Consider the following 23,815-nt stretch of genomic DNA (forward strand, 5'->3'; position numbering starts at 1 on the left):
CCATGTACAAACTGACCATCGAAGGCCTGCATAAATGCTACGGCACTCATGAAGTGCTCAAGGGCGTTTCGCTCAAGGCCAAGACCGGTGACGTGATCAGCCTGATCGGCGCCAGCGGCTCGGGCAAAAGCACTTTTTTGCGCTGCATCAACTTTCTCGAACAACCCAACGACGGCGCCATGAGCCTGGACGGTCAAGCGATCCGCATGATCAAAGACCCCCATGGCATGCGGGTGGCCGACGAAGCCGAACTGCAACGAATCCGTACCCGCCTGGCCATGGTGTTCCAGCACTTCAACCTGTGGAGCCACATGACCGTGCTGGAAAACATCACCATGGCCCCGCGCCGGGTGCTGGGTGTCAGCAAGAAAGATGCTGAAGATCGCGCCCGGCGTTATCTGGACAAGGTCGGTCTGGCGGCGCGCGTGGCGGATCAATACCCGGCGTTCCTGTCGGGCGGTCAGCAGCAGCGGGTGGCGATTGCCCGAGCGCTGGCGATGGAGCCGGAAGTCATGCTGTTCGACGAACCGACCTCGGCGCTCGACCCGGAGCTGGTAGGCGAAGTGCTCAAGGTAATCCAGGGCCTGGCCGAAGAAGGCCGGACCATGATCATGGTGACCCACGAAATGAGCTTCGCCCGCAAAGTCTCGAATCAGGTGCTGTTCCTGCATCAGGGGCTGGTAGAGGAAGAAGGGGCACCTGAAGACGTGCTGGGTAATCCGAAAAGCGAACGCCTGAAGCAATTCCTGAGCGGCAACCTCAAATAGCCCCAGATTCTGTGGGATCAAACCAGCCCTGGGCCATTGAATTTCGATGCAGGAAATCAGGCAACCGGCGCCGGAGGCGGCTTATCCGGCAAGGTGGGTTCGCCAGGCTCGCCAGGTTCGGTCGGTTGTTCGTTCGGGGTATCGGGGTCGGGTTGACCGGGGATTCCGCCGGCCTGCGCGACAGGCGGATGCGCCAGCAATGACCAGGCCAGCAGGCCCACTTGATTGGGCTCAAGCCTTGCCAGTTCGGCACTTATTCGCGGATCGATCTTCATGAAGCACTCCTGAGCGATGGCCCGATGCGCCTTGCGCGCATCGGAGCAGTACACCCCATAGAGTGTACGCCCACCCAGGAATTCCATCGGTTTGTCAGACGGCTGACTCAGGTACGCGGCAGGGTCACGCCACGCTGGCCCTGGTACTTGCCGCCACGGTCCTTATAGGACACTTCACACTCTTCGTCGGACTCGAAAAACAGCATCTGCGCCACGCCTTCGTTGGCATAGATCTTCGCAGGCAACGTGGTGGTGTTCGAGAACTCCAGGGTCACGTGACCTTCCCACTCCGGTTCCAGCGGCGTGACGTTGACGATGATGCCGCAGCGAGCGTAGGTGCTCTTGCCCAGGCAGATCGTCAGTACATTGCGCGGAATACGGAAGAACTCGACGGTACGCGCCAGCGCGAAAGAGTTTGGCGGAATGATGCACACATCGCTTTTGACGTCGACGAAGCTCTTCTCATCAAAGTTTTTCGGATCGACAGTCGCCGAGTTGATGTTGGTGAACACCTTGAATTCATCGGCGCAACGCACGTCATAGCCGTAGCTCGATACGCCGAAGGAAATCAGCCGGTCGGCACCTTCGCCACGCATCTGGCGCTCTACGAAGGGCTCGATCATGCCGTGCTCTTGCGCCATGCGGCGAATCCACTTGTCCGATTTGATGCTCATGGCGGGTGTCCTGAATAGCGAGGTGGAAAAATTCTGTCCGGCATCTTACCGGGGCGCGCCGCCGGTTCAAAGTCCGGGGCACATTTCTCGCCGATCCCCCACGATTTCCGGGCCTTCGCGGCAATACAGCGCACCGTCAGTCATGAAAACAGAGAAACCTTCGTAAAGACCATTGGCACGTTCAGGAAAAAGGGTTAAGGTGGCGCCACTGTGCTGCTTGTGTCACTGAGAATCTCTACACGATATGTTGAATTTCGATCCAACCATCTACAAGAATTTTTCCTGCTCTTTGCACTCAGTCTCGGCCAGGGTTCTTCCTGAGTCGCAGTTATCTTTGTTCAAGGAGTTACACCATGTCTAATCGCCAAACCGGTACCGTTAAGTGGTTCAACGATGAAAAAGGCTTCGGCTTCATCACCCCACAATCCGGTGACGACCTGTTCGTTCACTTCAAAGCTATCCAATCCGACGGCTTCAAAAGCCTGAAAGAAGGCCAACAGGTTTCTTTCATCGCTACCCGCGGTCAGAAAGGCATGCAAGCTGAAGAAGTTCAAGTTATCTAACTTGTCCTGATTTAGTAAAAAGCCCCGCCCTCAAAAGCGGGGCTTTTTTGTGCCCGTCTGTTTTTACCGACCATGCCAAATATCGTGAGATTTTCATTCACCCTCTGAAGACTTACTCTAGAAACAGCCTCAACATCCTCATCAGGAAGCGGCAACGTGACTGACACCAACCATGAAACCGAAACCCCGGCGCAAATGCGCCGAACCACGCTCTACCTGACCCTGGCCCAGGTTCCGGAAGGCAAAGTGGTGAGTTACGGTCAGCTCGCCGAACTGGCAGGCCTGGGACGGGCCGCGCGCTGGGTGGGCCGCACACTGAGTCAGTTGCCCGGCGACACCAAACTGCCCTGGCATCGCGTATTGGCTGCCGGCGGTCGCCTCAGTTTGCCGGTGGGAAGCCCCTCAGGCGATGAACAGCGGGCACGTTTGCGCATGGAAGGTGTCAGTATCCTGAACAATCGTGTTGATATTCAGCGTCATGGCTGGCGCCCGGTAGAGCACAGCGGTTAGAGTGCGCGCTTTGTTTTCGCAATTTTGAGGCAGACTCCAGCCCATGCCCCGTAAAACCTGGCGCGCCGCGCTCGCTGCTTATGCCAGCCCCTCGACGCTCGTACTGTTGCTACTGGGTTTCGCCGCTGGCCTACCCTACATGCTGGTATTCTCAACGCTTTCCGTGTGGCTGCGTGAGGCCGGCGTGGCCCGAGAAACGATTGGTTATGCCAGCCTGATCGGGCTGGCGTACGCGTTTAAATGGGTGTGGTCGCCACTTCTCGACCAATGGCGCCTGCCATTACTCGGCAAACTCGGCCGACGACGCTCCTGGCTGGTCCTGGCGCAAATACTGCTGGTCCTCGGCCTGATCGGCATGGGTTTCTGCGACCCGCAAAAACACCTGTCCTGGCTGATTGCGATTGCCGTTCTGGTCGCATTCGCCTCTGCCACCCAGGATATTGCCGTCGATGCCTATCGCCTGGAAATTGTCGACGACACGCGCCAGGCGGCACTGGCTGCCAGTTATATGTCCGGCTATCGGGTCGCGGCCCTCTTGGCGACAGCGGGCGCACTGTTCATTGCCGAAGGCTTCGGTTCCACCGGGTTCAACTACAAGCACTCGGCCTGGACCGGCACCTACGCACTGTTCGGCCTGCTGATGATCCCGGCACTGGTGACCAGCCTGCTCATGCGCGAGCCTCCTGTGCCGCTGCGTACCCAACTGTCCGCTGGTCGCTACAGTTTTGCGCACCAATTGGTGTCGGTATTCGTACTTATCGTTTTGCTGGTATCGGTGCCCGCAATGTTTACCCAGCTCTACAACACCGACTTCGCCAGCGTGATCACGGGCGCCATGAGCCCATTGGATCTGCTGCTGGAAGATCGAGCGTTTCTCCGGGCGCTGCTCTATATCATCCTGACCAGCCTGTGCCTCTCCGCCATGGGCCGTCGCGGCCTGGCCCCGGTACTGACGCCCGTCAACGACTTCGTTGTGCGCTACCGCTGGCAGGCCTTTCTGCTGCTGGGCCTGATCGCCACCTATCGAATGTCCGACACCGTCATGGGCGTCATGGCCAACGTGTTTTACATTGACCTGGGCTTCACCAAGGATCAGATCGCCGGCGTCAGCAAGATCTTCGGCCTGATCATGACCCTGATAGGCGCCGGCATGGGTGGCCTGCTGATCGTGCGCTTCGGAATCCTGCCGATCCTGTTCATCGGCGGGTTCGCATCAGCCGCTACCAACCTGCTGTTTGTGATGCTCGCCGACATGGGCGCCAACCTGGAGATGCTGATCGTCACCATTTCCCTCGATAACTTCAGTTCAGGCATGGCCACCTCGGCCTTCGTCGCCTACCTGTCGAGCCTGACCAACCTGAAGTTTTCCGCGACCCAGTACGCCCTGCTCAGCTCGATCATGCTCCTGCTGCCACGCCTGATCGGCGGCTACTCCGGAGTCATGGTGGAGAAATACGGCTATCACAACTTCTTCATCATCACGACACTGCTCGGCGTGCCAACCCTGCTGTTGATCGCCCTGCACTGGTTCCAGGAAAACCGCCGTGAAGGTCCGACACCAACGCCCGAGCCAGCCAAGACCGCCACCACCGTCGAAGAATCATAGCCCCTGGAGCGCGGGGCTTTCCCCGCACTCGAGCCACGCCGCCGGCCGCAATCCTGTACGCCAGCAAATCTCACCCGTACAATGCTTCGTCATTTCTAGTCTTCAGCAACCGACAACGGCCTACCATGCGCACCAGTCAATATTTGCTCGCCACACAGAAAGAAACGCCTTCCGATGCGGTCGTCGTCAGCCATCAGCTGATGCTGCGCGCCGGCATGATCCGCAAACTCGCCTCCGGCCTGTACACCTGGCTGCCGATGGGCTTGCGAGTGATGCGCAAGGTCGAAGCCATCGTTCGTGAAGAAATGAACGCCGCCGGCTCTCTCGAAGTGTTGATGCCGAGCACTCAACCGGCTGAACTGTGGCAGGAATCCGGTCGCTGGGAAGAGTACGGCCCTGAACTGCTGCGCTTCAAGGATCGTCACGGTCGCGACTTCTGCGCCGGCCCGACTCACGAAGAAGTGATTACCGACCTGATGCGCAACGAGTTGAGCAGCTACAAGCAGCTGCCGATCAACCTGTACCAGATCCAGACCAAATTCCGCGACGAAATCCGCCCACGCTTCGGCTTGATGCGCGGTCGCGAGTTCATCATGAAGGACGCCTACTCCTTCCACGCCGACCAGGCATCGCTGCAGGTCACTTACGACCGCATGCACCAGGCGTACTGCAACGTGTTCACCCGCCTGGGCCTGAAGTTCCGCCCGGTTGAAGCCGACAACGGCTCCATCGGCGGCGCCGGCTCCCACGAGTTCCACGTACTGGCCGAATCCGGCGAAGACGACATCGTCTTCAGCAACGGTTCCGACTACGCAGCGAACATCGAGAAAGCCGAAGCCGTGCCACGCGAAACCTCGCGTGCCGCACCGTCTGAAGAGTTGCGCCTGGTCGACACCCCGAACGCGAAAACCATCGCGCAATTGGTCGAAGGCTTCAATCTGCCAATCGAGAAGACCATCAAGACCCTGGTGGTTCACGCCGAAGAGAAAGGCAAGCTGATTGCCCTGATCATCCGTGGCGACCACGAACTGAACGAAATCAAGGCCGCCAACCAGCCTGGCGTCGCCAGCCCGCTGGTCATGGCCTCCGAAGCCGAACTGCGCGACGCCATTGGCGCCGGCGCCGGCTCCCTTGGCCCGTTGAACCTGCCGCTGCCAATCATCATCGACCGTTCCGTCGAGCTGATGAGCGACTTCGGCATCGGCGCCAACATCGACGACAAACACTACTTCGGCGTGAACTGGGAGCGCGATCTGCCAGTACCGACCGTTGCCGACCTGCGTAACGTCGTGGCCGGCGACCCGAGCCCTGACGGCAAAGGCACCCTGGAAATCAAGCGCGGCATCGAAGTCGGACACATCTTCCAGCTAGGCAACAAGTACAGCAAAGCGATGAAGTGCGAAGTACTCGGCGAGAACGGCAAGCCGGTCACCCTGGAAATGGGTTGCTATGGCATCGGCGTGTCCCGCGTGGTGGCTGCGGCCATCGAGCAGAACAACGACGAGAAAGGCATCATCTGGAGCGACGCCCTCGCGCCCTTCCAGATCGCCCTGGTGCCTCTGCGCTACGAAACCGAGCAGGTTCGCGAAGCGACCGACAAGCTGTACGCGGAACTGACCGCTGCCGGCTTCGAAGTGCTGCTGGACGATCGCGACAAGAAAACCAGCCCGGGCATCAAGTTCGCGGACATGGAGCTGATCGGCATTCCTCACCGGATCGTGGTCAGTGACCGCGGCCTTGCCGAAGGCAACCTGGAATACAAGAGCCGTACCGAGGCCGAGCCGCAAGCGCTGCCGGTCGCTGACGTACTGTCGTTCCTTCAGGCTCGTATCCGCCGCTGACACCAGATAGAGAAGTCATGTTCAAGCGAAACACCTTAAGCCTCGGTGGTGCCGCCCTGTGCGGCACCCTGTTGCTCGGCGGCTGCGCCAATCAGATGTCACAACGCAGCGAGCACGAGGAACGCATCGAGCGCAAACTGCTCGATCACAGCCTGCAGATCGATGTCGGCGAGCCTAAGGTGCTTGAGCTGCCGCAACGCCGGGTACGGATTCACGAGCAGAAGACCTTCGAAGTCACCGAGTACGATGTCACCCGGCGCTACGATCGTTACACGCCTTACCAACCCTGGCGCAAGGTCTACGAGATTCCTCTGGGCGCAGTGGCTTTGGTGGGCGGTGTCGGCGCGAACATCGCCAATGTGTTCGCCCTCGGCAACCTGCCAGACAGCATGACCAAGGACTGGATCAGCACAGGCATTGCCGGGCTCAACCCGTTCATGAACATACAGTCCCATGGTCGCGCACAACAGAACCTGGCCGGCATCGATGAAGTCCAGCGTGATAAGCGCATGGAATATTCGAGCCTGCCATGGAGCGAGCGCCCGGTAGAGGTCAAGGCCGGCACGCAGACCTTCGAGCTCACCACTGACCGCAACGGCGTGTTGCGTTTGAACCTGCTCGACAGCCCGTTCGCGGAACAGGACCTGAACCGTATCGGCAAGCTGCAGATCACTGTCGAAGATGCTCAGGACGACGTTCACATCGACTCGTCCCTGACGATCAGCAGCAGCCTGCGCAGTAAACTGCTGGAAGCCCATGCGCTGATTTACGACGACCTCGAAGACGACGAAGTGAGCCAGTGGGTGCACCGGGTCAAACGCCTGTCGGAGTTGGGTCTGGAAGAAGAAGCCAGCGAGCTGGAACAAAGCCTGATCGAACTGACCCGCAACGACCCCGAACTGCAAAGCGAGTTTCTCAAGTCGCTGACCAAGGATGCCGGGCGTTTAGTGGCGGATCCAGGCGCAAATTGACGATCTTTTGCTTTTAACGATCAAACAGATCCAACTGCTCGAACCCGCCACGCAGATCCTGCAAGCGCACGCCGATCCCCAGCAAACGCACGGGCTTGCCACCCCGATTGAACGCCTGAGTCAGCAACAGCTGATAGCTGCCAAGGTCACGCCCTGCCCCGGCCTGCTCCAGCGTTGTCTGGGTAAAGTCATGGAACTTCACTTTGACGAACGGCTTGCCCGGCCGGTAGCTGCTATCGATCCGCGCCATACGCCCGTTCAGGGTTTCCAGCAGGTCCGGTAGCTTATCCAGGCAACTGACCAGATCCGGCAGGTCCACATCGTAGGTGTTTTCGACACTCACCGACTGCCGACGGCTGTCGTTCTGCACCTGCCGATCATCAATCCCCCGCGCCAGACTCCACAGACGCTCGCCAAAGCTGCCAAATTCGCGCACCAGCGCCAACTTGTTCCAGTCACGCAACTGCAGGCAATCAACAATACCGAGCTTCGCCAGCTTGTCGGCAGTGACCTTGCCGACGCCATGCAGCTTGCTCACCGGCAACTGCGAGACAAAGTCCTCGACCTGATCCGGTGTAATCACGAACAACCCGTTGGGCTTTTTCCAGTCACTGGCGATCTTCGCGAGAAACTTGTTCGGCGCCACACCCGCCGAGACGGTGATATGCAGCTGATTGGAGACCCGGCGCCGAATGTCCTGGGCAATTCGCGTGGCACTGCCAGCGAAATGCGTACTTTCGGATACGTCGAGGTACGCCTCATCCAGCGACAAAGGCTCGATCAGGTCGGTGTAATCGCGAAAAATCGTCTGAATCTCTTTCGACGCCTCTCTATAGGCATCCATTCGCGGCTTGACGATGACCAGGTCCGGGCACAGCTTCAAGGCATGCCGTGAGGACATGGCCGAGCGCACTCCGTAAGCCCGCGCCTCATAGTTGCACGTCGCGATAACCCCGCGATGATCCGCCGAGCCCCCCACCGCCAGCGGTTTGCTCGCCAGAGTCGGGTCGTCACGCATCTCGATGGCGGCATAGAAGCAGTCACAATCGACGTGGATGATTTTGCGCTGCGTCATATAAGGCGGTGTTCAATGAAAGAAAAAGGACTACGGCGAACCGGATCGCCAGTATCTCACTGACAACTGTATATAGCACCAGTGCTTTGTTTCTTCTCTATTAGCGGTAGGAAATGCCTTCGCTGGATTTATTTTTTCAATCGAAACCAACCCATCAATAGAGCTGAAAGCCTTATGCCACAAGCCCTCAAGCCCTATCAGACCTCCTTTTTGATACGCTAAGCGATTGAACAGGAACAGAATTTTCTGAATTAGCGATTGACAGCCCAGCGATCCTCTGTAGAATGCCGACACACAGACGCGGGATGGAGCAGTCTGGTAGCTCGTCGGGCTCATAACCCGAAGGTCGTCGGTTCAAATCCGGCTCCCGCAACCAAACATCAAAAAAGGCTACTCGAAAGAGTGGCCTTTTTTGTGCGCATGTGTTTTTTGTCGCCCATCCTCTCCTCTCGTCGCCAGAGCCAAGAAAAAACCCTTTGCGCTTCTTATACTTAACTTGAGCGCAGCAACCGTTCGAGGTTAATTAACGCTAATTTGACCAAGCGGACTATTAACGGTTGACACTCAGGCGATCGTCTGTAGAATGCCGCCACACAGACGCGGGATGGAGCAGTCTGGTAGCTCGTCGGGCTCATAACCCGAAGGTCGTCGGTTCAAATCCGGCTCCCGCAACCAAACATCAAAAAAGGCTGCTCGAAAGAGCGGCCTTTTTTGTATCTGTAGAAAAGTCCTTTCGCAACAATGATCTGGCAATGTATTACGAACCTTTGGCGCTCTTCGGAGTCCACCAGATCAGGCTATGCTGAATCGCAGGCAAGCCTCTCTACGATTGAATGTGCGTAATCCCCGATGCCCGGTGATACGCGTTAATATTTGTGATTATTTTTTTCTACAGGGATTGGTAACTTGGCTGGATACCCCCATCCTGTCGCGCACAATCCAAGAGGTGATTGATGCGCGCCAACTCGTCTGATTCACAAGACACCGTCACAGCAACACAACCGATCACGGCCACCCGTCTGCACTGGCTGGATCTGGTCAGCAAGTACCGTCAGCCCATTGGCCTGGCGGTTACGTTGCTATTGTTCGCTATCGCGTTGATTGCCTGTCGCCATCTATTAAGTGAGCTCGATCTCTACGCCCTGCACGACTCGATTCTGGAAGTGCCGAAGCCAGCCCTGCTCGGCGCATTGGCTGCAACCATTACAGGCTTCATCATATTGCTCGGCTATGAATGGTCGGCCACGCGTTACGCTGGCGTGAGCTTGCCGCCGCGCACCATGATTCTGGGTGGCTTCACCGCATTTGCCATCGGCAATGCCATTGGCCTTTCGCTGCTGTCCGGCGGCTCGGTGCGTTACCGCCTGTACGCACGTCACGGGCTCGGGGCGTCTGAAGTCGCCCACATGACGTTGTTTGCCAGCCTGTCATTGGGCTGCGCTTTGCCGCCGCTCGCGGCCCTGGCGACACTCAGCAACCTGCCTGCTGCTTCCGCTGCGCTGCATGTGTCGCAACCCGTGCTGGGTGCAATTGCGATTGCCGTGTTGCTGCTCTGCTCGGTATTGGCCATCGGCCTCTTCCGCCGCCGCCTGCCAGAACAACCGTATACGGATAATCTGCTGGTTCGCATCGGACGACGCACGCTACGCTTGCCGGGTCGTCGCCTGACCTTCCTGCAATTGGTGATTACCGCACTGGACGTGGCAGCCGCCGCGACCGTGCTGTATCTGCTGCTGCCGGAAGCTCCACCGTTCGGCGCCTTCCTGCTGGTCTATCTCCTGGCCCTGGCCGCTGGTGTGCTCAGCCACGTACCAGGCGGTGTCGGGGTATTCGAAGCGATTCTGCTGGCGGCCTTTGCCGACAAACTCGGCGCGGCACCACTGGCCGCGGCCCTGCTGCTGTATCGCCTGATCTATGTGGTTCTACCGCTATTGGCGGCTTGCGTCCTGCTGCTGATCAATGAAGCGCAACGCCTGTTCAACACTCGCCAATCGCTGCGCGCCGCCTCGGGTATGGCCGCACCGGTACTGGCAATCCTGGTGTTCCTGTCTGGCGTCGTGTTGCTGTTTTCCGGTGCGACACCGGAAATCGACACCCGCCTGGAACACATCGGATTCCTGATCCCCCATCGCCTGGTCGATGCCTCGCACTTCGGTGCCAGCCTGATCGGCGTGCTCTGCCTGCTGCTGGCTCAAGGTCTGCGCCGTCGCCTTTCGGCCGCCTGGATGCTGACCACCATTTTGCTGATGATCGGTGCCGTGCTCTCGCTGCTCAAAGGGTTCGACTGGGAAGAAGCTTGCCTGATGATCCTGACCGCCAGCTTGCTGGCGATCTTCCGACGCTCGTTCTACCGCCCAAGCCGCTTGACCGAAGTGCCGTTCTCGCCGCTGTACCTGGTGGCCAGCCTGTGCGTGCTGGGTGCCTCGATCTGGCTGCTGCTGTTTGCCTATCAGGATGTGCCGTACAGCCATCAACTATGGTGGCAGTTCACCCTGGACTCCGATGCCCCGCGCGGCCTGCGCTCGTTGCTCGGCGCGGCCGTCTTGCTGGTAGTGGTGTCTCTGACCTGGCTGCTGCGCACCGCTCGCCCGGTGATTCATCAGCCCGACGCCGCAGAGCTGGATAAGGCGCTGAAGATCCTGATGGCCTCGTCGCAACCGGACGGAGGCCTGGCGCTGACCGGTGACAAGGCGCTACTGTTTCACCCTAACGACGAAGCGTTCTTGATGTATGCGCGTCGTGGCCGCAGTCTGGTGGCCCTGTACGACCCGATCGGCCCGACCCAGCAACGCGCAGAAATGATCTGGCAGTTCCGTGACCTCTGCGACCTTCATCACGCCCGTCCGGTGTTCTATCAGGTACGCGCCGAAAACCTGCCGTACTACATGGACATCGGCCTGACTGCGATCAAACTGGGCGAAGAAGCCCGGGTTGACCTGCACCGTTTTGATCTCGAGGCCAAGGGCAAAGAGATGAAGGACCTGCGTTACACCTGGAACCGTGGCACCCGCGATGGCCTGTCGCTGGAAATCTATGAGCCGGGTCATGCCCCCATGGAAGAGCTGAAGGTCATTTCCGATGCCTGGCTGACCGGCAAGAACGTTCGCGAGAAAGGCTTCTCCCTCGGCCGTTTCAGCGATGATTACCTCAAGCACTTCCGTATTGCGATCATTCACTTTGAAGGTCGCCCGGTGGCATTCGCCAACCTGCTCGAGACGTATAGCCATGACCTGGCCAGCCTCGACCTGATGCGTGCACACCCGGACGCCCCCAAGCTGACCATGGAGTTCATGATGGTCGGCCTGATTCAACATTATAAAAATCATGGATATACACGTTTCAGTCTGGGCATGGTGCCGCTGTCGGGCCTGCAACCCCGTCGCGGTGCGCCACTGACCCAACGCCTCGGCTCGATGGTGTTTCGCCGTGGCGAGCAGCTCTATAACTTCCAGGGGCTGCGCCGCTTCAAGGACAAATTCCAGCCTGACTGGGAACCTCGTTACATGGCCGTGCCCGCCGGACTCGATCCGCTGGTGGCACTGGCCGATACCGCCGCCCTGATTGCGGGCGGCTTGACTGGATTGGTGAAACGCTGATGATTCAACGCTCCTGGCGGTATGTATTGGCCACTCTGGTGGTGCTGGCTGTGATCCTCGGTGGCGGTTACTGGTACTGGAATCGCCCGGCACCCGAGCCCACCCTCGAACTGCTGACGCCCATTGACGGCCCGGCAATGACCCGTGTCATTCCCGGCACCACGCCGCGCGCCCAGGTGGTTGTCGCGGTGAACGAAGATCAGAAGCTCAGCGACAAGCAACTGATGACCCTGAGCCGCGGCGGTGCCGCGCAAATCGTTCAGGTGGTCCTGCCCACAGACTGCACGCAACAAGGTAATGCCCTGCAGGCAGCCTTCCAGCAGCTCAAGGGCCCTGCGACCCTGGTCAGCGGTATCGGCCCTGGCGCCGTCCTGGCCTGGCGCTGGTTGGCCGAGCAGAAGGACGACAAGTCCCAAGCCATTTCAGTAGACCTGGCGCTGGAAAAGCCCGGCTGCACCCACTTACTGCCAAAAAGCGCAGCTCACGGTCACTGGCTGGTCGCATGGAACGATAACCCGGACGACACCAGCGCCGGCTTCGTGCGCGATCAACCCAATGCCGAAACCAGCATCAGCGACTACGACATCAACCTGCCGCAAGTCCTCAACAACGAACTGCGCAAGCTCCTCGTCGGCGCCGACAAGGGCAACGGCGGCCTGAACATTCCGGTGGTCGAAGTGCCTGCCGGCCAAGCCAAGGACACCGTCACCCTGTTCCTTTCCGGTGACGGCGGCTGGCGTGACCTGGACCGTGACGTGGCCGGTGAAATGGCGAAGATCGGCTACCCGGTGGTCGGCATCGATACCCTGCGCTACTACTGGCAGCACAAGAGCCCTGAGCAAAGCGCCATTGACCTTACCGAACTGATGCAGCACTACCGCCAGAAGTGGGGCACCAAACGCTTCATCCTGACGGGCTACTCGTTCGGCGCCGACGTCTTGCCAGCGATCTACAACCGCATGCCGGAAAGCGAACAGCAGCGGGTCGATGCAATCATCCTGCTGGCCTTTGCCCGTACTGGCAGCTTCGAAATCCAGGTCGAAGGCTGGCTCGGCAATGCCGGCAAAGAGGCCGACACCGGCCCGGAAATGGCCAAGCTGCCCGCCGACAAGGTGCTGTGCATCTACGGCGCAGAAGAAATCGCCGAGAGTGGATGCACCGACAAGACCGCTGTTGGTGAAGCCTTGAAGCTGCCGGGCGGCCACCACTTCGACGAGAACTACCCGGCCCTGGCCAAACGCCTGGTCAATGCGATCGAGAAACGTCAGAACAAGGACAAGGTCGCAGGACAGTGACCTGAGCCAGGCTCAACAAAAAGCCCCCGCTGCCGCAAGGCAACGGGGGCTTTTTCATGTCACGCCCAGCTCGACCGGACGGCACAGTTCACCTGTGGGAAGAGCCGGGCGACGCTCGCCTGCTCGCGATAGCATCACCTGGATTGCCTGACACATCGAGGCGCCTGCATCGCGAGCAGGCATCTTCAATGCAGTGCTGCAATCCGCAGCCAAATTCCAACCCCGTCGCCGATGATGCCACTGCGAATAACTTTCAAGGCAATAGGCGCAGGACTAAGCCCTCCCAAGCCATAGCCAAATCTGGTCGATCTTGAGTAAGCTCAATGTAATATCGCGCGCACTAAGCTCAACTACGCGCAATCAAGGGACGAGCATGCATAGGATCGAATATGGCCGCGAACAGTAACTTCTCCTTTCTCAAGGAACACGATCCCGTTTTCCTTCAGCTTGCGAGCACGGCCGAACAGATTTTTGCCAGCGATCCCAACACCACATTGATGAAGCTTCGGCAGTTGGGCGAGGCTTTGGCTCAAGATTTGGCCAGCCGGGCGGGTATTGATTTCGATGCAACTACCACGCAGTCGGACCTACTCTACAAATTAGGTCGGGACATCCAGCTGGATCAAAATATCCGCGATCTGTTTCGAACACTTCGTGTCGAAGGCAATAAAGCCACCCACCAATTTCGTACCCAGCACCGCGAGGCAATGGATGGGCTCAAGGTCGCTCGCGCTTTAGCCATTTGGTACCACCGATCGTTCGGAAAGAAAGGCGACCAATTCCAACCTCCCCCCTTTGTTAAACCGGATGACCCCAGCGCCCCGCTGCGCGATCTACAAAACCAGATTGAGCAACTGAAAGCGCAATTGAGCGAGTCCAGCCAGAAGCTTGAAAGCAACCAGCAGTTGACTGAGTTGAAGAAGCGCGAGGCCGAAGAGTATTCCGTTCTAGCAGAGCAAATGGATGCTGAATCTCGCCTTTATCAGCAGCAAGCCAAACAGCATGAAGCCGAGCTGGCAAAGTTGCGTGTTGAGCACGAGCAACGTATTAAAGCTTTGCAAATTCAACTATTGACCCAACCCCAAGCCTCATCTCAGGTCATGCATAACATTATGCAGGCCACCCATAAATTCGACCTGAGTGAAGACCTCACCCGTATCCTCATCGACCAGCAACTCGTCGATGCGGGGTGGGAAGCTGACTCCCTCGACCTGACGTACAGCAAAGGGGCCAGACCAGAGAAAGGCCAGAATAAAGCCATCGCCGAATGGCCCACCAGCAGTCCAAAAGCCTGTGCTGACTATGTCTTGTTTGTAGGTTTGACGCCGGTAGCCATCGTTGAAGCCAAGCGTAAACGCATTAACGTTGCAGACCGTATTCCCCAAGCCGAGCGTTATTCTCGTGAATTCAAATTCGCTCCAGAACATCTACAGCCATGGCTACTCGCCGGGCACTCCGCACCATGGAATGATGGTGAAGGGGCAAGCTTCCGAGTGCCCTTTGCCTTTGCCTGCAATGGGCGCCCTTACATCAAGCAACTCGCGGAACACTCCGGGACCTGGTTCCGAGATCTGCGAAACCCCGCCAACACATCCCGGCCGCTGCAAGATTTCCATAAACCCAATGACCTACTGGACCTGCTCAAACGCAGCCAGGCAGAGGCTGAAGCCAAGCTCAAGGAAGAAGGCTTTGCCTACCTGAAGTTGCGTGATTATCAGGAAAAGGCGATCCATGCAGTAGAACAAGCGTTAGCCAACAACCAACGCGACTGCTTGCTTGCCATGGCCACCGGCACCGGTAAAACCCGCACGATCATTGGCTTGATGTACCGCTTCCTGAAAGCGGAGCGCTTCAAGCGCATTCTGTTTCTGGTCGACCGCAGTGCCCTCGGCCAACAGGCTATCGACTCGTTTAACGACACTGCCCTTGAGCAAAACCACACTCTCGCTCAGATCTACGACATCAAAGAGCTGGGCGATATGGCAGCCGAGGCGGAGACCCGCATCCAGGTGGCCACCGTGCAGGCCATGGTCAGCCGTATCTTTCGCTCTGACACGCCGCCTTCGGTTGGCGAGTTCGACTGCATCATCGTTGACGAGGCCCACCGTGGTTACACCCTCGATCAAGAGATGAGCGAGGGCGAGCTGGTCGTTCGTGATCACAATCAGTACCTCTCACAGTACCGCCGTGTGCTGGATTATTTTGACGCGTGCAAAATCGGCCTGACCGCCACCCCGGCCAAACACACTAGCGAGATTTTCGGTAAGCCGGTGTTCACCTACAGCTATCGTGAAGCCGTGGCGGATGACTGGTTGATCGACCATGAACCACCGATCCGCTACGAAACCCAGCTCAGCAAAAACGGCATCCGATTTGAAAAGGGAGAAAAGGTCAGCATCATCGATACCCAGACCGGTGAAATTGATGTCGCCGAACTGGAAGACGAACTCAACTTTAATATCGAGTCGTTCAACCGCCGGGTGATCACGCCTGCTTTTGACAAAGTGATTTGCGATGCCCTAGCCAATGAGCTGGACCCCTTTGGCGAAGAAAAAACCATGATTTTCTGCGTCAACCAAGCCCATGCCGAACGGGTGAAAAACCTCCTGAATGCGGCCTTCAAAGACGCTTACGGTGAGCAATACAACCAAGCGACGGTGCAAATCATCACCGGCCAGAGCGACAAAGTTGAACAACTGATTCGTAAGTACAAAAACGAACCACACCCCAGCATCGCGATCACAGTAGACCTGCTCACCACAGGCATCGACGTGCCGAAAATCTGCAATCTGGTGTTTATGCGCCGGGTGCGCTCACGCATTCTCTATGAACAGATGAAAGGCCGCGCAACCCGACGTTGCGACGAAATTGGTAAAACGGTGTTCCGTATCTACGACCCCGTCGATCTCTACGCCAGCCTCGAAGCCGTCGACACCATGAAGCCCCTGGTGAAGAACCCGAATGTTTCGCTAGAGCAATTGGTCAGCGAACTCACCAGTGATGCCAGTCACGACGCTCCCGGCAACCAGGACGACAGTAGCCACGCCCACGATGTGCTCGACGTACTCAGCCAGCGCATCATGCGAATTCTGCGCAAGGCCGACCACAAAGCCGAATCCAAGCCCTCGGCGTTTTTCAAGGTAGTTGTCGCGTCAACCGTCTAACTATGCCGCTCTTTTCTCGACCTGTTGCTCTCGATCCGGGTTCAAAAACACGGTACCGATCGGCTCCCAGTTACGCGTCTGACCCGACCAGCGCTCCGGGGTTTTCCCCTTGGCTCGTTCGTACAGCTCATGTCGCAGGGCCAAGACTTGATGATCCAGCCCTCGATGCCGCTCGACTGGCGTGACAAAACGGATCCGGCTATGCCGGTGCTCGTGGTTATACCAACGCATAAAATCCCTCACCCAAGCTCGTGCGGCGTCCAAACTGGCAAAACCATCCTGTGGCCATTGCGGGCAGTACTTCAGCGTTCTAAACAGCGACTCCGAGTAGGGATTGTCGTTGCTCACCCGTGGTCGTCCCCGCGAGGGCGTGATGCCCAGCTCGTACATCTTGCTCAACAGCGTCACCGATTTCATCGGCGCTCCGTTGTCCGAGTGCAGCACCAGCGGTTCGCGTAAACACTGCTCGCCGATCACGCTGCGTTGCAGCAGTGCGGCGGCTTTCTCGCCGCTTTCCGCGTCGTAGACCTCCCAGCCCACGGCCTTGCGGCTGTAAATATCCTCGATCAGATAGAGATAGTAGTACTTGCCGCGTATCGGCGACGGCAGATACGTGATGTCCCACGACCAGACCTGATTGGGCGCTTTGGCCGCATGAGTCGTCGGTGCTGCGTACCGCCTGGGGCGCTGACAACGGCCTCGATGTTGCTGTTGACCCGCCGCACGCAAGACGCGATAAAACGTGGCCTCCGACGCTAGATAACGCCCTTGATCGGCCAGGCGCGGCACGATCTGGCTGGGCGGCAAGTGAGCATAATCAGCGCCGTTGCACAGCGTCACAATCGCCTGGCGCTCGACCTCACTCAGCGCATTACGCGGCGTTGGCCGTGTGACAGTCGTTCGGGCATCGGTGCGGATAACGTTTGTTTCAGTCCACCGTTGCAAAGTCCGCAGCGATAGTCCGATTTCCCGGCAGGCCCTGATTTTTCTGGCTCCCGCCACGACCGCGTTGCTCAGCCAGCCAACGAGTAACTGCCGTTCTGGCAAAGTCGTCAGTTGTCCTCGTTGTCGGTCCCCCAGTAGTCGTTGAGCTTTTTTCGCAGCACCAACAACGCAGCTGTTTCAGCAAGTGCCTTGTCTTTTCGACGCAGTTCGCGCTCAAGTTCCTGGATGCGTTTCTTATCTTTGCGAGACTGCTCCCGATCTTCTTTTTGCTGGGCCTTTTCCGATTTCTGGCCGGTGATGAAGGCTTGTCGCCAGGCAGTGATTTGCTCGGGGTAAAGGCCTTTGCGGCGGCAATACTCGCCCAGGTCGATCTCGGACAAGCCGGCCGCTTCAAGGACGACAGCAAACTTGGTTTCGGCTGACCAACTCTCGGCCGGTGACTTGTTTTCGGACACTGCACTTCCTTCAGAACTGAGCTGCTTGCGCCAGTTGGACAAAGACATTTCGCTGACCCCTTCGCGCCGGGAAACCTCGGCCATCGACAGGTTCAGTGGGGGAAGCAGCATCTTGAGTAATGCGGCTCTGCGTTCAGGTGAATAGTACGGCACAACCAATCTCTTTCCGCCCCCGGTATGCTTTTTAGGAAAAACCGGAGAGGCGACAACTATCCTGACACCGGGGGCCCTCCCTGAAGAAAAAACTCCAAGAGCTTGAAGATATTTGGGGCGTAGAACCTGCAAAACTGCACAAGCATCTGCACGAACTGGGACCCAAGCAGGCGGCCCAGTTTATTCGTCAGCATAGTCAGTTGCTGACCCAACTGGATGCAGTCAGCAACCTGATGGGCTCAGAAAACTATCCGATTATTTCCACCCACCGCGATGAACTGATGGTGCGTGAGCAAAGCTACGGCGCCTATCACAAACCTCAGGACTACCTCGAAAGCTTCCACGACTTTGTCCACAGCCAGCTCAACCAATCCGCAGCCTTGGGCGTGGTAGTCAATCGACCGAAAGACCTCACTCGCGAACAACTGCGTAGTGTCCGCTTACTTCTGGATCAGCACGGATTCAGCGAAGTCAGCCTGAAAAGCGCCTGGCGCAACCAGACCAACCAGGAAATCGCTGCGAGCATTATTGGCTATATCCGTCAGGCCGCTATCGGCGAAGCTCTGCTGCCCTTCGACCAACGCGTGGCCAATGCGATGCAGAAAATCTATGCCCTTCAGCAGTGGACGCCGGTACAACGCAAATGGCTTGATCGTCTGGCAAAACAATTGGTGCTTGAGGTGATCATCGACACCCAACAAGTCAACGAGGCCTTCCAGAACGATGGCGGCATCAGGAGCTTGAACCGCCACCTCGGCGGCAACCTGGATAAGGTACTGGAAGCCTTGAACGACAATCTGTGGCCCGAGGTCGGCTGAGCCAGTTGACAGGCGCTAAGCAAAAACGCCTAAACTGTCCTCAGTCCTAGGACAAAGGACAGTTGCTAACCGAGGCCCAATGAAGAGTCAAGACGTACTTCTGCTGATAAAACTGATCTGCCTGGAACAGCGCGAGCGTCTGCAGCGCCAGCTCGACAGCGAAACAGCAGAACTGATCAAGCTCAGCGATACCACCGACCAATGGCAAGGCTGGGAGGATCACCCAGAACAGGACCCGCCCGTTCATAACGACAGCTACTCTGTTCGCGCCCTACAAGCCTCACTCGGCATCAGCAAAACCGAAGTCGCCTCGGCACTGAAACGCTGTCAGCAGATTGGGTTACTCCGCATAGACCCAAACACCCAGCTACCTCGGGTCAACAACAAAGCGCTTTTGGGCTTTATTGAACATGGCCTGCGTTATGTCTTTCCAGTCAAACCCACCGAAATGGTGCGCGGTATCCCAACCAGCTTTTCCGCCCCCGTGTTACAGGGCAAGCTGATGAGTGGCGGCGACCTGATCCACGTTTGGCCAGACGCCTACGGCAATCGCAAAGGGCAGTCCATAACCCCTCTGTTCAAGACAGTACCGGGTGCGGTCAAAAGGGACTCCCTTTTGTATGAATACCTGGCGCTGATAGATGCCGTTCGCCTGGGTAATGCCCGGGAAGCCAATCTTGCAAACCAACTGCTGCGCGAGAAGATTTTGTAATCATGAGCCGCACACAAAACATTCAAATGCTCGAAGTCGTCGCCAAGGCGCTCGGGGAAGGCCTGTGCCAAGAGGTCGCGTTCGTCGGTGGTTGCACGACAGCCTTGTTGTTGACCGATGAATTCAGCCTGGAAGAGGTGCGCTACACCGACGATGTCGATTTGGTCGTGCACCTGACCGGCTATGCCCAGTGGCAACAGTTGGTCGAACAACTCAAGCAAAAGGGCTTCAAGCAATCGCCGCAGGATGAGGTTATTTGCCGCATGCGCCTGGGCGAGCTGAAAGTCGACTTCATGCCCGAAGACGCTGAAACTGCAAACCTTTTGGGCTGTAACAACCGCTGGTTCACCGATGGTTTAGCCACCGCGCAATGGCACGAATTGCCAAGCGGCTCTCGTATTCGCCTGTTCAGCCCGCCCTACTTCCTTGCCAGCAAACTTGAAGCCTACGCCGGTCGCGGCGCCCAAAACCCACTGGGCAGTCAAGACCTTGAGGACATTCTCAACCTGGTTAACGGCCGCGAAGAATTGTTGACCGAAGTAGAATCTGCCGCCCCCGAACTCCGTACCTACCTGACCCAGACAATGGCTGAACTGCTGCTGAGCAATGACTTCGGCTACCTGGTGCAGGACGCCGCTCGCGGCGATAGCGAACGAGAGCAGATCATCTGGCAACGTTTGCATCACATCGTCCGGGTAACCACCTGAATGCTCGCCACTGTTAAATGGCATACCCAAGCAGGCACCCTCACGGCGGACAACCGTGATGCCTTTGCCCATGCCCATGCCAGTCTCTACGTGATTGCCGATGGCAGCAGCAGTCATCCTCGCAGCGGAGAATTGGCCCAGGCCCTGCTTAATGATCTAACCATCGGCTTTAACCCGTTACTGACCACGGAACTGAACGCAGAGCAACTGGCCGAAGCACTGGTGCGAATAATTGCCCACAGCCATCAGACGCTACGTGACGATTTCCCCCTCGCAGCCTGCAGCTATCTAGTGCTTTGCCTGCTCCCCGATACTGCATTCACTGTTCATGAAGGTGACTGCTGCCTCGGCACCATTGAAGATGATGGTGAAATCAGTTGGCTGAGTGCTGTACATTGCGCCCCCAACTGGCAGGGCGACCTGACCCATGCGCAAATTGCACAGGCTTCATCGCGTCATACGTTGACCCGCTGCTTCAGCGCCCGGCGAACAAGTAGCCCTGAAATCAATTACTGGCCCGCCCGCCCCAATCAACACTGGTTGCTGGCGAGTGATGGCTTCTGGGCCGGTTTGTGTGCCCAGGAACAACAGACATTTTTGCGTGACGGCCACTTGCCCGCCCCGCCCACCGATGACGACATCAGTTGCCTGAGCGTCATTATGCGAACGATTTGACGAGCCGAACCATTCATCCTTTTCGACTCTTATTCAGCCCCATTTTTTAGAGCACTTCCCATGAACAACAGCGACATCGTCCAGAAGCTCTGGAACCTTTGCGACGTCCTGCGCGACGACGGCATCAACTACAGCGACTACGTCACCGAACTGGTGTTGCTGCTGTTCATCAAGATGGAATTCGAACAGGTTCAGAACAACGACAGCTTCAGCCACAAACTGCCCGTAGGCGCACGTTGGCCGGACCTGAACAGCAAATCCGGTTTGAACCTGCTCAACCACTACCGGCAGATGCTGCTCGATCTGGGCAAAAACACCGACCCACTGATCGCCGCCATCTACGCCGATGCCCAGACCCGCCTCAAAGAGCCGCGTCACCTGGAACAACTGATCAAAAGCCTCGACGGCATTGACTGGTTCAGCGCCCGTCGCGATGGCCTTGGTGACCTTTATGAAGGCCTGCTGGAAAAGAACGCCAGCGAAACCAAATCTGGCGCTGGTCAGTACTTCACCCCACGTCCGTTGATCGACAGCATCATTAACTGCATCAAGCCCCAGCCCCTTGAAACCATTCAGGATCCGGCAGCAGGTACTGCGGGCTTCTTGATTGCTGCCGATGCCTACATCAAGAGCCACACCGACGATCACTATGATCTTGATGAAAAAACCCGAAGCTTTCAGCGCAACCGTGCCTTTGTCGGTGTAGAGCTGGTGCCTGGCACCCGTCGCCTGGCGCTGATGAACACCTTGCTGCACGGCATGGAAGGTGATGAGGAAGGTGTGGTGCACTTGGGCAATGCTCTCGGGCAGACCGGGGCCAACTTGGAAAAAGTGGATGTCATCCTGTCCAACCCACCGTTTGGCACCGCCAAGGGCGGCGGCGGTCCGACCCGCGATGACCTGACCTACAAGACCAGTAACAAACAGTTGGCCTTCTTGCAGCACATTTATCGCGGCCTCAAACCCGGTGGCCGCGCCGCCGTGGTGCTGCCGGATAACGTGCTGTTCGAAGCGGGTGTCGGCACCGATGTGCGCCGTGACCTGATGGACAAGTGCAACCTGCACACCATCCTGCGTTTGCCCACCGGCATCTTTTACGCTCAGGGCGTGAAAACCAATGTGCTGTTCTTCCAAAAGGGCACCGTCGAAAACCCTCGTCAGGATCAAGGTTGCACGCAGCGTGTGTGGATCTATGACTTGCGCAGCAATATGCCAAGCTTCGGCAAACGCACTCCTTTCGGCGCACAGCACCTCAAACCATTTGAGGATGCCTACGGGGACAATGCCAACGGCAACAGCTCGCGTGCGGAGAATGTCGAAGGCAACGGTGAACTCAGTCGCTTCCGTGTGTTTACGCGCGAGCAGATAGAACAACGCGGCGATTCGCTGGATATCAGTTGGCTGAAGGATTCCGCCAGTCTTGATGCGAGCGACTTGCCGGCGCCCGAAATATTGGCCGGTGAAGCTATGGCCGAATTGACCGAAGCCCTGCATGAACTGGAAGAGCTGATGAAGGCGCTTGGGGCTGGGGACGAAGTGGTGGCACAGAAGCAACTGATGGCGGAAGTCATGGGATTGGTGGTTGCTCAGGAGAATGGGGATGAATGAGTTGCCAACGGGGTGGGTAACCGCTTGCATTCGCGATGTTGCTGACATAAACCCCAAGCAGGCTTTCGATGATCACTTGGCAGCAGGCTTTGTGCCCATGTCCCACGCCCCGACCAATTTCCGGGACAAGTTGCGTTTTAGTGATCGCAGCTGGGGCGACATCAAGAAGGCCTATACGAATTTTAAAAATGGCGACGTAATATTCGCCAAAGTGACTCCTTGCTTTGAAAACGGCAAAGCCGCGTTTGTTGAAGGTCTACCTAATGGTATAGGTGCGGGAAGCAGCGAATTTTTTGTACTGCGTCCATGTAATGAAGAGGTGTCAGCCAAATATCTGCTGGCGTTAGTTAAAAGCCGTGGATTCATGCGTGAAGGCGCATCGAACATGACCGGAGCAGTAGGCCTACGCCGTGTACCAAAACAGTTTGTTGAAAACTACCCTGTGTTGGTTCCACCATCTGCCGAACAAATCCGCATAGCCCAAAAACTTGATGAACTGCTGGCTCAGGTAGACACCCTCAAAGCCCGCATCGACGCCATCCCCACCCTGCTCAAACGCTTTCGCCAATCCGTCCTCGCTGCAGCAGTTTCCGGGCGGTTGACAGAGAGCTGGCGAGATGGAAAACAGCCTGAATGGTCATATCAAAAAGCCGCTGATGCTTGCGATAAAGTTCAAAGCGGAGGAACACCGAGAGAAGGGTTTACTGACCGCGGCGTTCCCTTTTTGAAGGTCTACAACATCGTCAATCAAAAAGTTGACTTTGACTATCGTGCGCAATGCATAACAGAAGCAATACACAAGGGGTCATCCGCAAAATCCATTGCAAAGCCTGGCGATGTCATCATGAACATCGTTGGGCCGCCGCTTGGCAAGATCGCAACAATTCCAGCAAGCCATGAAGAGTGGAACATTAATCAGGCGATCACACTCTTCAGACCGAGCAGCAGAATAATATCTGGCTGGATTACCATCGTTCTTGAAGGTGGCGATAATCTGCGAAATATAATTAATGAAACAAAGGGCTCAGCTGGGCAGGTGAACATTTCACTTTCTCAGTGCAGGAGTTTTGTGTTTCCTGTTCCATCGTTAATTGAACAACAAGAGATCGTCCACCGCGTCGAACAACTCTTCGCCTTCGCCGATCAACTGGAAGCCAAAGTCGCCTCAGCCAAAAGCCGTATCGACCAGTTAACCCAAAGCATCTTGGCCAAAGCCTTCCGCGGTGAACTCGTCCCCCAAGACCCGAACGACGAACCCGCCAGCGTGCTGCTGGAACGCATCAAGGCCCAGCGCGTCGCCGCCCCCAAAGCCAAGCGTGCGCAAAAAAGTGCGCGCGTTTAGTTTCGTTTACTGAAGGTGCCGCAATATCGGATGACGCCCGCAGACGTTGTAGGCAAACTCCGA

Annotated in this window: 19 protein-coding genes and 2 tRNA genes; 17 read left to right on the forward strand and 4 right to left on the reverse strand. The window is 57.4% G+C overall.

The annotated features are described in order from the left end of the window. The first annotated feature begins 2 nt into the window (after positions 1–2). Positions 3–767, forward strand: coding sequence for an ABC transporter ATP-binding protein (locus tag HK44_RS08820; RefSeq protein ID WP_019692151.1), 765 nt, complete (start codon positions 3–5; stop codon positions 765–767). 56 nt (positions 768–823) lie between these two features. Here HK44_RS08820 and HK44_RS08825 read toward each other — a convergent pair whose 3' ends face one another. Both HK44_RS08825 and dcd read right to left on the reverse strand, forming a co-directional pair. Then, positions 824–1,042 carry a hypothetical protein gene (locus HK44_RS08825; protein WP_019692150.1) on the reverse strand — a complete coding sequence of 73 codons (219 nt, stop codon included), beginning with the start codon at positions 1,040–1,042 and terminating at the stop codon, positions 824–826. A 107-nt stretch (positions 1,043–1,149) separates the two neighbouring features. Further along, entirely contained in the window at positions 1,150–1,716 is a 567-nt protein-coding gene (gene dcd, locus HK44_RS08830; protein WP_019692149.1) for a dCTP deaminase, read from the reverse strand. 353 nt (positions 1,717–2,069) lie between these two features. Here dcd and HK44_RS08835 point away from each other — a divergent pair, with 353 nt between their 5' ends. The 5 genes from HK44_RS08835 (at position 2,070) to HK44_RS08855 (ending at position 7,207) form a co-directional block, all read left to right on the forward strand. After that, positions 2,070–2,279: a cold-shock protein gene (locus HK44_RS08835; protein WP_002554837.1), complete on the forward strand. Its 210-nt coding sequence runs from the start codon at positions 2,070–2,072 to the stop codon at positions 2,277–2,279. A gap of 195 nt (positions 2,280–2,474) precedes the next feature. Beyond that, positions 2,475–2,789, forward strand: coding sequence for an MGMT family protein (locus tag HK44_RS08840; protein WP_242031551.1), 315 nt, complete (start codon positions 2,475–2,477; stop codon positions 2,787–2,789). Positions 2,790–2,832: 43 nt separating this feature from the next. Continuing rightward, a complete protein-coding gene (locus HK44_RS08845) occupies positions 2,833–4,395 on the forward strand; it encodes an AmpG family muropeptide MFS transporter (RefSeq protein WP_019692147.1) in 1,563 nt (520 codons plus the stop codon). A 125-nt stretch (positions 4,396–4,520) separates the two neighbouring features. Continuing rightward, a complete protein-coding gene (locus HK44_RS08850; protein WP_019692146.1) occupies positions 4,521–6,236 on the forward strand; it encodes a proline--tRNA ligase in 1,716 nt (571 codons plus the stop codon). Positions 6,237–6,253: 17 nt separating this feature from the next. Continuing rightward, entirely contained in the window at positions 6,254–7,207 is a 954-nt protein-coding gene (locus HK44_RS08855; protein ID WP_019692145.1) for a hypothetical protein, read from the forward strand. 13 nt (positions 7,208–7,220) lie between these two features. On the opposite strand, the gene dinB is transcribed toward HK44_RS08855, so the two are convergent. After that, entirely contained in the window at positions 7,221–8,282 is a 1,062-nt protein-coding gene (gene dinB, locus HK44_RS08860) for a DNA polymerase IV (RefSeq protein ID WP_019692144.1), read from the reverse strand. A 299-nt stretch (positions 8,283–8,581) separates the two neighbouring features. Between dinB and HK44_RS08865 the strand changes: the two genes are divergently transcribed. The 5 genes from HK44_RS08865 (at position 8,582) to hsdR (ending at position 16,337) form a co-directional block, all read left to right on the forward strand. Next, a tRNA-Met gene (locus HK44_RS08865) sits at positions 8,582–8,658 on the forward strand. A gap of 222 nt (positions 8,659–8,880) precedes the next feature. Continuing rightward, positions 8,881–8,957: transfer RNA gene (locus tag HK44_RS08870), tRNA-Met, on the forward strand. Between the two features lie 278 nt (positions 8,958–9,235). Beyond that, positions 9,236–11,878: a bifunctional lysylphosphatidylglycerol flippase/synthetase MprF gene (gene mprF, locus HK44_RS08875; RefSeq protein WP_019692143.1), complete on the forward strand. Its 2,643-nt coding sequence runs from the start codon at positions 9,236–9,238 to the stop codon at positions 11,876–11,878. Next, entirely contained in the window at positions 11,878–13,173 is a 1,296-nt protein-coding gene (locus HK44_RS08880; protein WP_019692142.1) for a virulence factor family protein, read from the forward strand. The genes mprF and HK44_RS08880 overlap by 1 nt, the downstream gene beginning before the upstream one ends. Positions 13,174–13,562: 389 nt before the next feature. Continuing rightward, the gene (gene hsdR / locus HK44_RS08885) at positions 13,563–16,337 is read left to right on the forward strand and encodes a type I restriction-modification system endonuclease (RefSeq protein WP_024264814.1); all 2,775 of its coding nucleotides are present in this window, start codon (positions 13,563–13,565) and stop codon (positions 16,335–16,337) included. Here hsdR and HK44_RS08890 read toward each other — a convergent pair. Further along, positions 16,338–17,890, reverse strand: a protein-coding gene (locus HK44_RS08890; protein ID WP_141651692.1) for an IS3 family transposase whose coding sequence is annotated in 2 segments (ribosomal slippage) — positions 16,338–17,428 and positions 17,428–17,890 — 1,554 coding nt in all. Because the reading frame shifts where the segments join, the coding sequence is not laid out codon by codon here. A gap of 200 nt (positions 17,891–18,090) precedes the next feature. On the opposite strand from HK44_RS08890, the gene HK44_RS08895 reads away from it, so the two are divergent. The 6 genes from HK44_RS08895 to HK44_RS08920 all read left to right on the forward strand — a co-directional run bounded on the left by HK44_RS08895 (position 18,091) and on the right by HK44_RS08920 (position 23,752). Further along, positions 18,091–18,708, forward strand: coding sequence for a type I restriction-modification enzyme R subunit C-terminal domain-containing protein (locus HK44_RS08895; RefSeq protein WP_024264818.1), 618 nt, complete (start codon positions 18,091–18,093; stop codon positions 18,706–18,708). Positions 18,709–18,787: 79 nt separating this feature from the next. Next, positions 18,788–19,420, forward strand: coding sequence for a hypothetical protein (locus tag HK44_RS08900; RefSeq protein WP_019692140.1), 633 nt, complete (start codon positions 18,788–18,790; stop codon positions 19,418–19,420). Between the two features lie 2 nt (positions 19,421–19,422). Beyond that, on the forward strand, positions 19,423–20,127 hold the full coding sequence (locus HK44_RS08905; RefSeq protein WP_019692139.1) for a hypothetical protein: 705 nt from the start codon (positions 19,423–19,425) through the stop codon (positions 20,125–20,127). Next, complete coding sequence (locus HK44_RS08910) at positions 20,128–20,802, forward strand: protein phosphatase 2C domain-containing protein (protein WP_019692138.1); 675 nt, start codon at positions 20,128–20,130, stop codon at positions 20,800–20,802. It abuts the gene before it with no gap. A gap of 60 nt (positions 20,803–20,862) precedes the next feature. Then, complete coding sequence (locus HK44_RS08915) at positions 20,863–22,410, forward strand: HsdM family class I SAM-dependent methyltransferase (RefSeq protein WP_019692137.1); 1,548 nt, start codon at positions 20,863–20,865, stop codon at positions 22,408–22,410. Then, on the forward strand, positions 22,403–23,752 hold the full coding sequence (locus HK44_RS08920) for a restriction endonuclease subunit S (protein WP_019692136.1): 1,350 nt from the start codon (positions 22,403–22,405) through the stop codon (positions 23,750–23,752). Before HK44_RS08915 ends, HK44_RS08920 begins: the two co-directional genes overlap by 8 nt. Positions 23,753–23,815 lie beyond the last annotated feature (63 nt).

Source organism: Pseudomonas fluorescens HK44, from assembly GCF_000217955.3.
Taxonomy (GTDB): Bacteria; Pseudomonadota; Gammaproteobacteria; order Pseudomonadales; family Pseudomonadaceae; genus Aquipseudomonas; species Aquipseudomonas fluorescens_AQ.

Excerpts from the sequence above, each read along its gene's own strand:
- HK44_RS08820 (WP_019692151.1), top strand. The coding sequence starts at position 3 with ATGTACAAACTGACCATCGAAGGCCTGCATAAATGCTACGGCACTCAT.
- HK44_RS08825 (WP_019692150.1), bottom strand. The coding sequence starts at position 1,042 with ATGAAGATCGATCCGCGAATAAGTGCCGAACTGGCAAGGCTTGAGCCC.
- dcd (WP_019692149.1), bottom strand. The coding sequence starts at position 1,716 with ATGAGCATCAAATCGGACAAGTGGATTCGCCGCATGGCGCAAGAGCAC.
- HK44_RS08835 (WP_002554837.1), top strand. The coding sequence starts at position 2,070 with ATGTCTAATCGCCAAACCGGTACCGTTAAGTGGTTCAACGATGAAAAA.
- HK44_RS08840 (WP_242031551.1), top strand. The coding sequence starts at position 2,475 with ATGCGCCGAACCACGCTCTACCTGACCCTGGCCCAGGTTCCGGAAGGC.
- HK44_RS08845 (WP_019692147.1), top strand. The coding sequence starts at position 2,833 with ATGCCCCGTAAAACCTGGCGCGCCGCGCTCGCTGCTTATGCCAGCCCC.
- HK44_RS08850 (WP_019692146.1), top strand. The coding sequence starts at position 4,521 with ATGCGCACCAGTCAATATTTGCTCGCCACACAGAAAGAAACGCCTTCC.
- HK44_RS08855 (WP_019692145.1), top strand. The coding sequence starts at position 6,254 with ATGTTCAAGCGAAACACCTTAAGCCTCGGTGGTGCCGCCCTGTGCGGC.
- dinB (WP_019692144.1), bottom strand. The coding sequence starts at position 8,282 with ATGACGCAGCGCAAAATCATCCACGTCGATTGTGACTGCTTCTATGCC.
- mprF (WP_019692143.1), top strand. The coding sequence starts at position 9,236 with ATGCGCGCCAACTCGTCTGATTCACAAGACACCGTCACAGCAACACAA.
- HK44_RS08880 (WP_019692142.1), top strand. The coding sequence starts at position 11,878 with ATGATTCAACGCTCCTGGCGGTATGTATTGGCCACTCTGGTGGTGCTG.
- hsdR (WP_024264814.1), top strand. The coding sequence starts at position 13,563 with ATGGCCGCGAACAGTAACTTCTCCTTTCTCAAGGAACACGATCCCGTT.
- HK44_RS08900 (WP_019692140.1), top strand. The coding sequence starts at position 18,788 with ATGAAGAGTCAAGACGTACTTCTGCTGATAAAACTGATCTGCCTGGAA.
- HK44_RS08905 (WP_019692139.1), top strand. The coding sequence starts at position 19,423 with ATGAGCCGCACACAAAACATTCAAATGCTCGAAGTCGTCGCCAAGGCG.
- HK44_RS08910 (WP_019692138.1), top strand. The coding sequence starts at position 20,128 with ATGCTCGCCACTGTTAAATGGCATACCCAAGCAGGCACCCTCACGGCG.
- HK44_RS08915 (WP_019692137.1), top strand. The coding sequence starts at position 20,863 with ATGAACAACAGCGACATCGTCCAGAAGCTCTGGAACCTTTGCGACGTC.
- HK44_RS08920 (WP_019692136.1), top strand. The coding sequence starts at position 22,403 with ATGAATGAGTTGCCAACGGGGTGGGTAACCGCTTGCATTCGCGATGTT.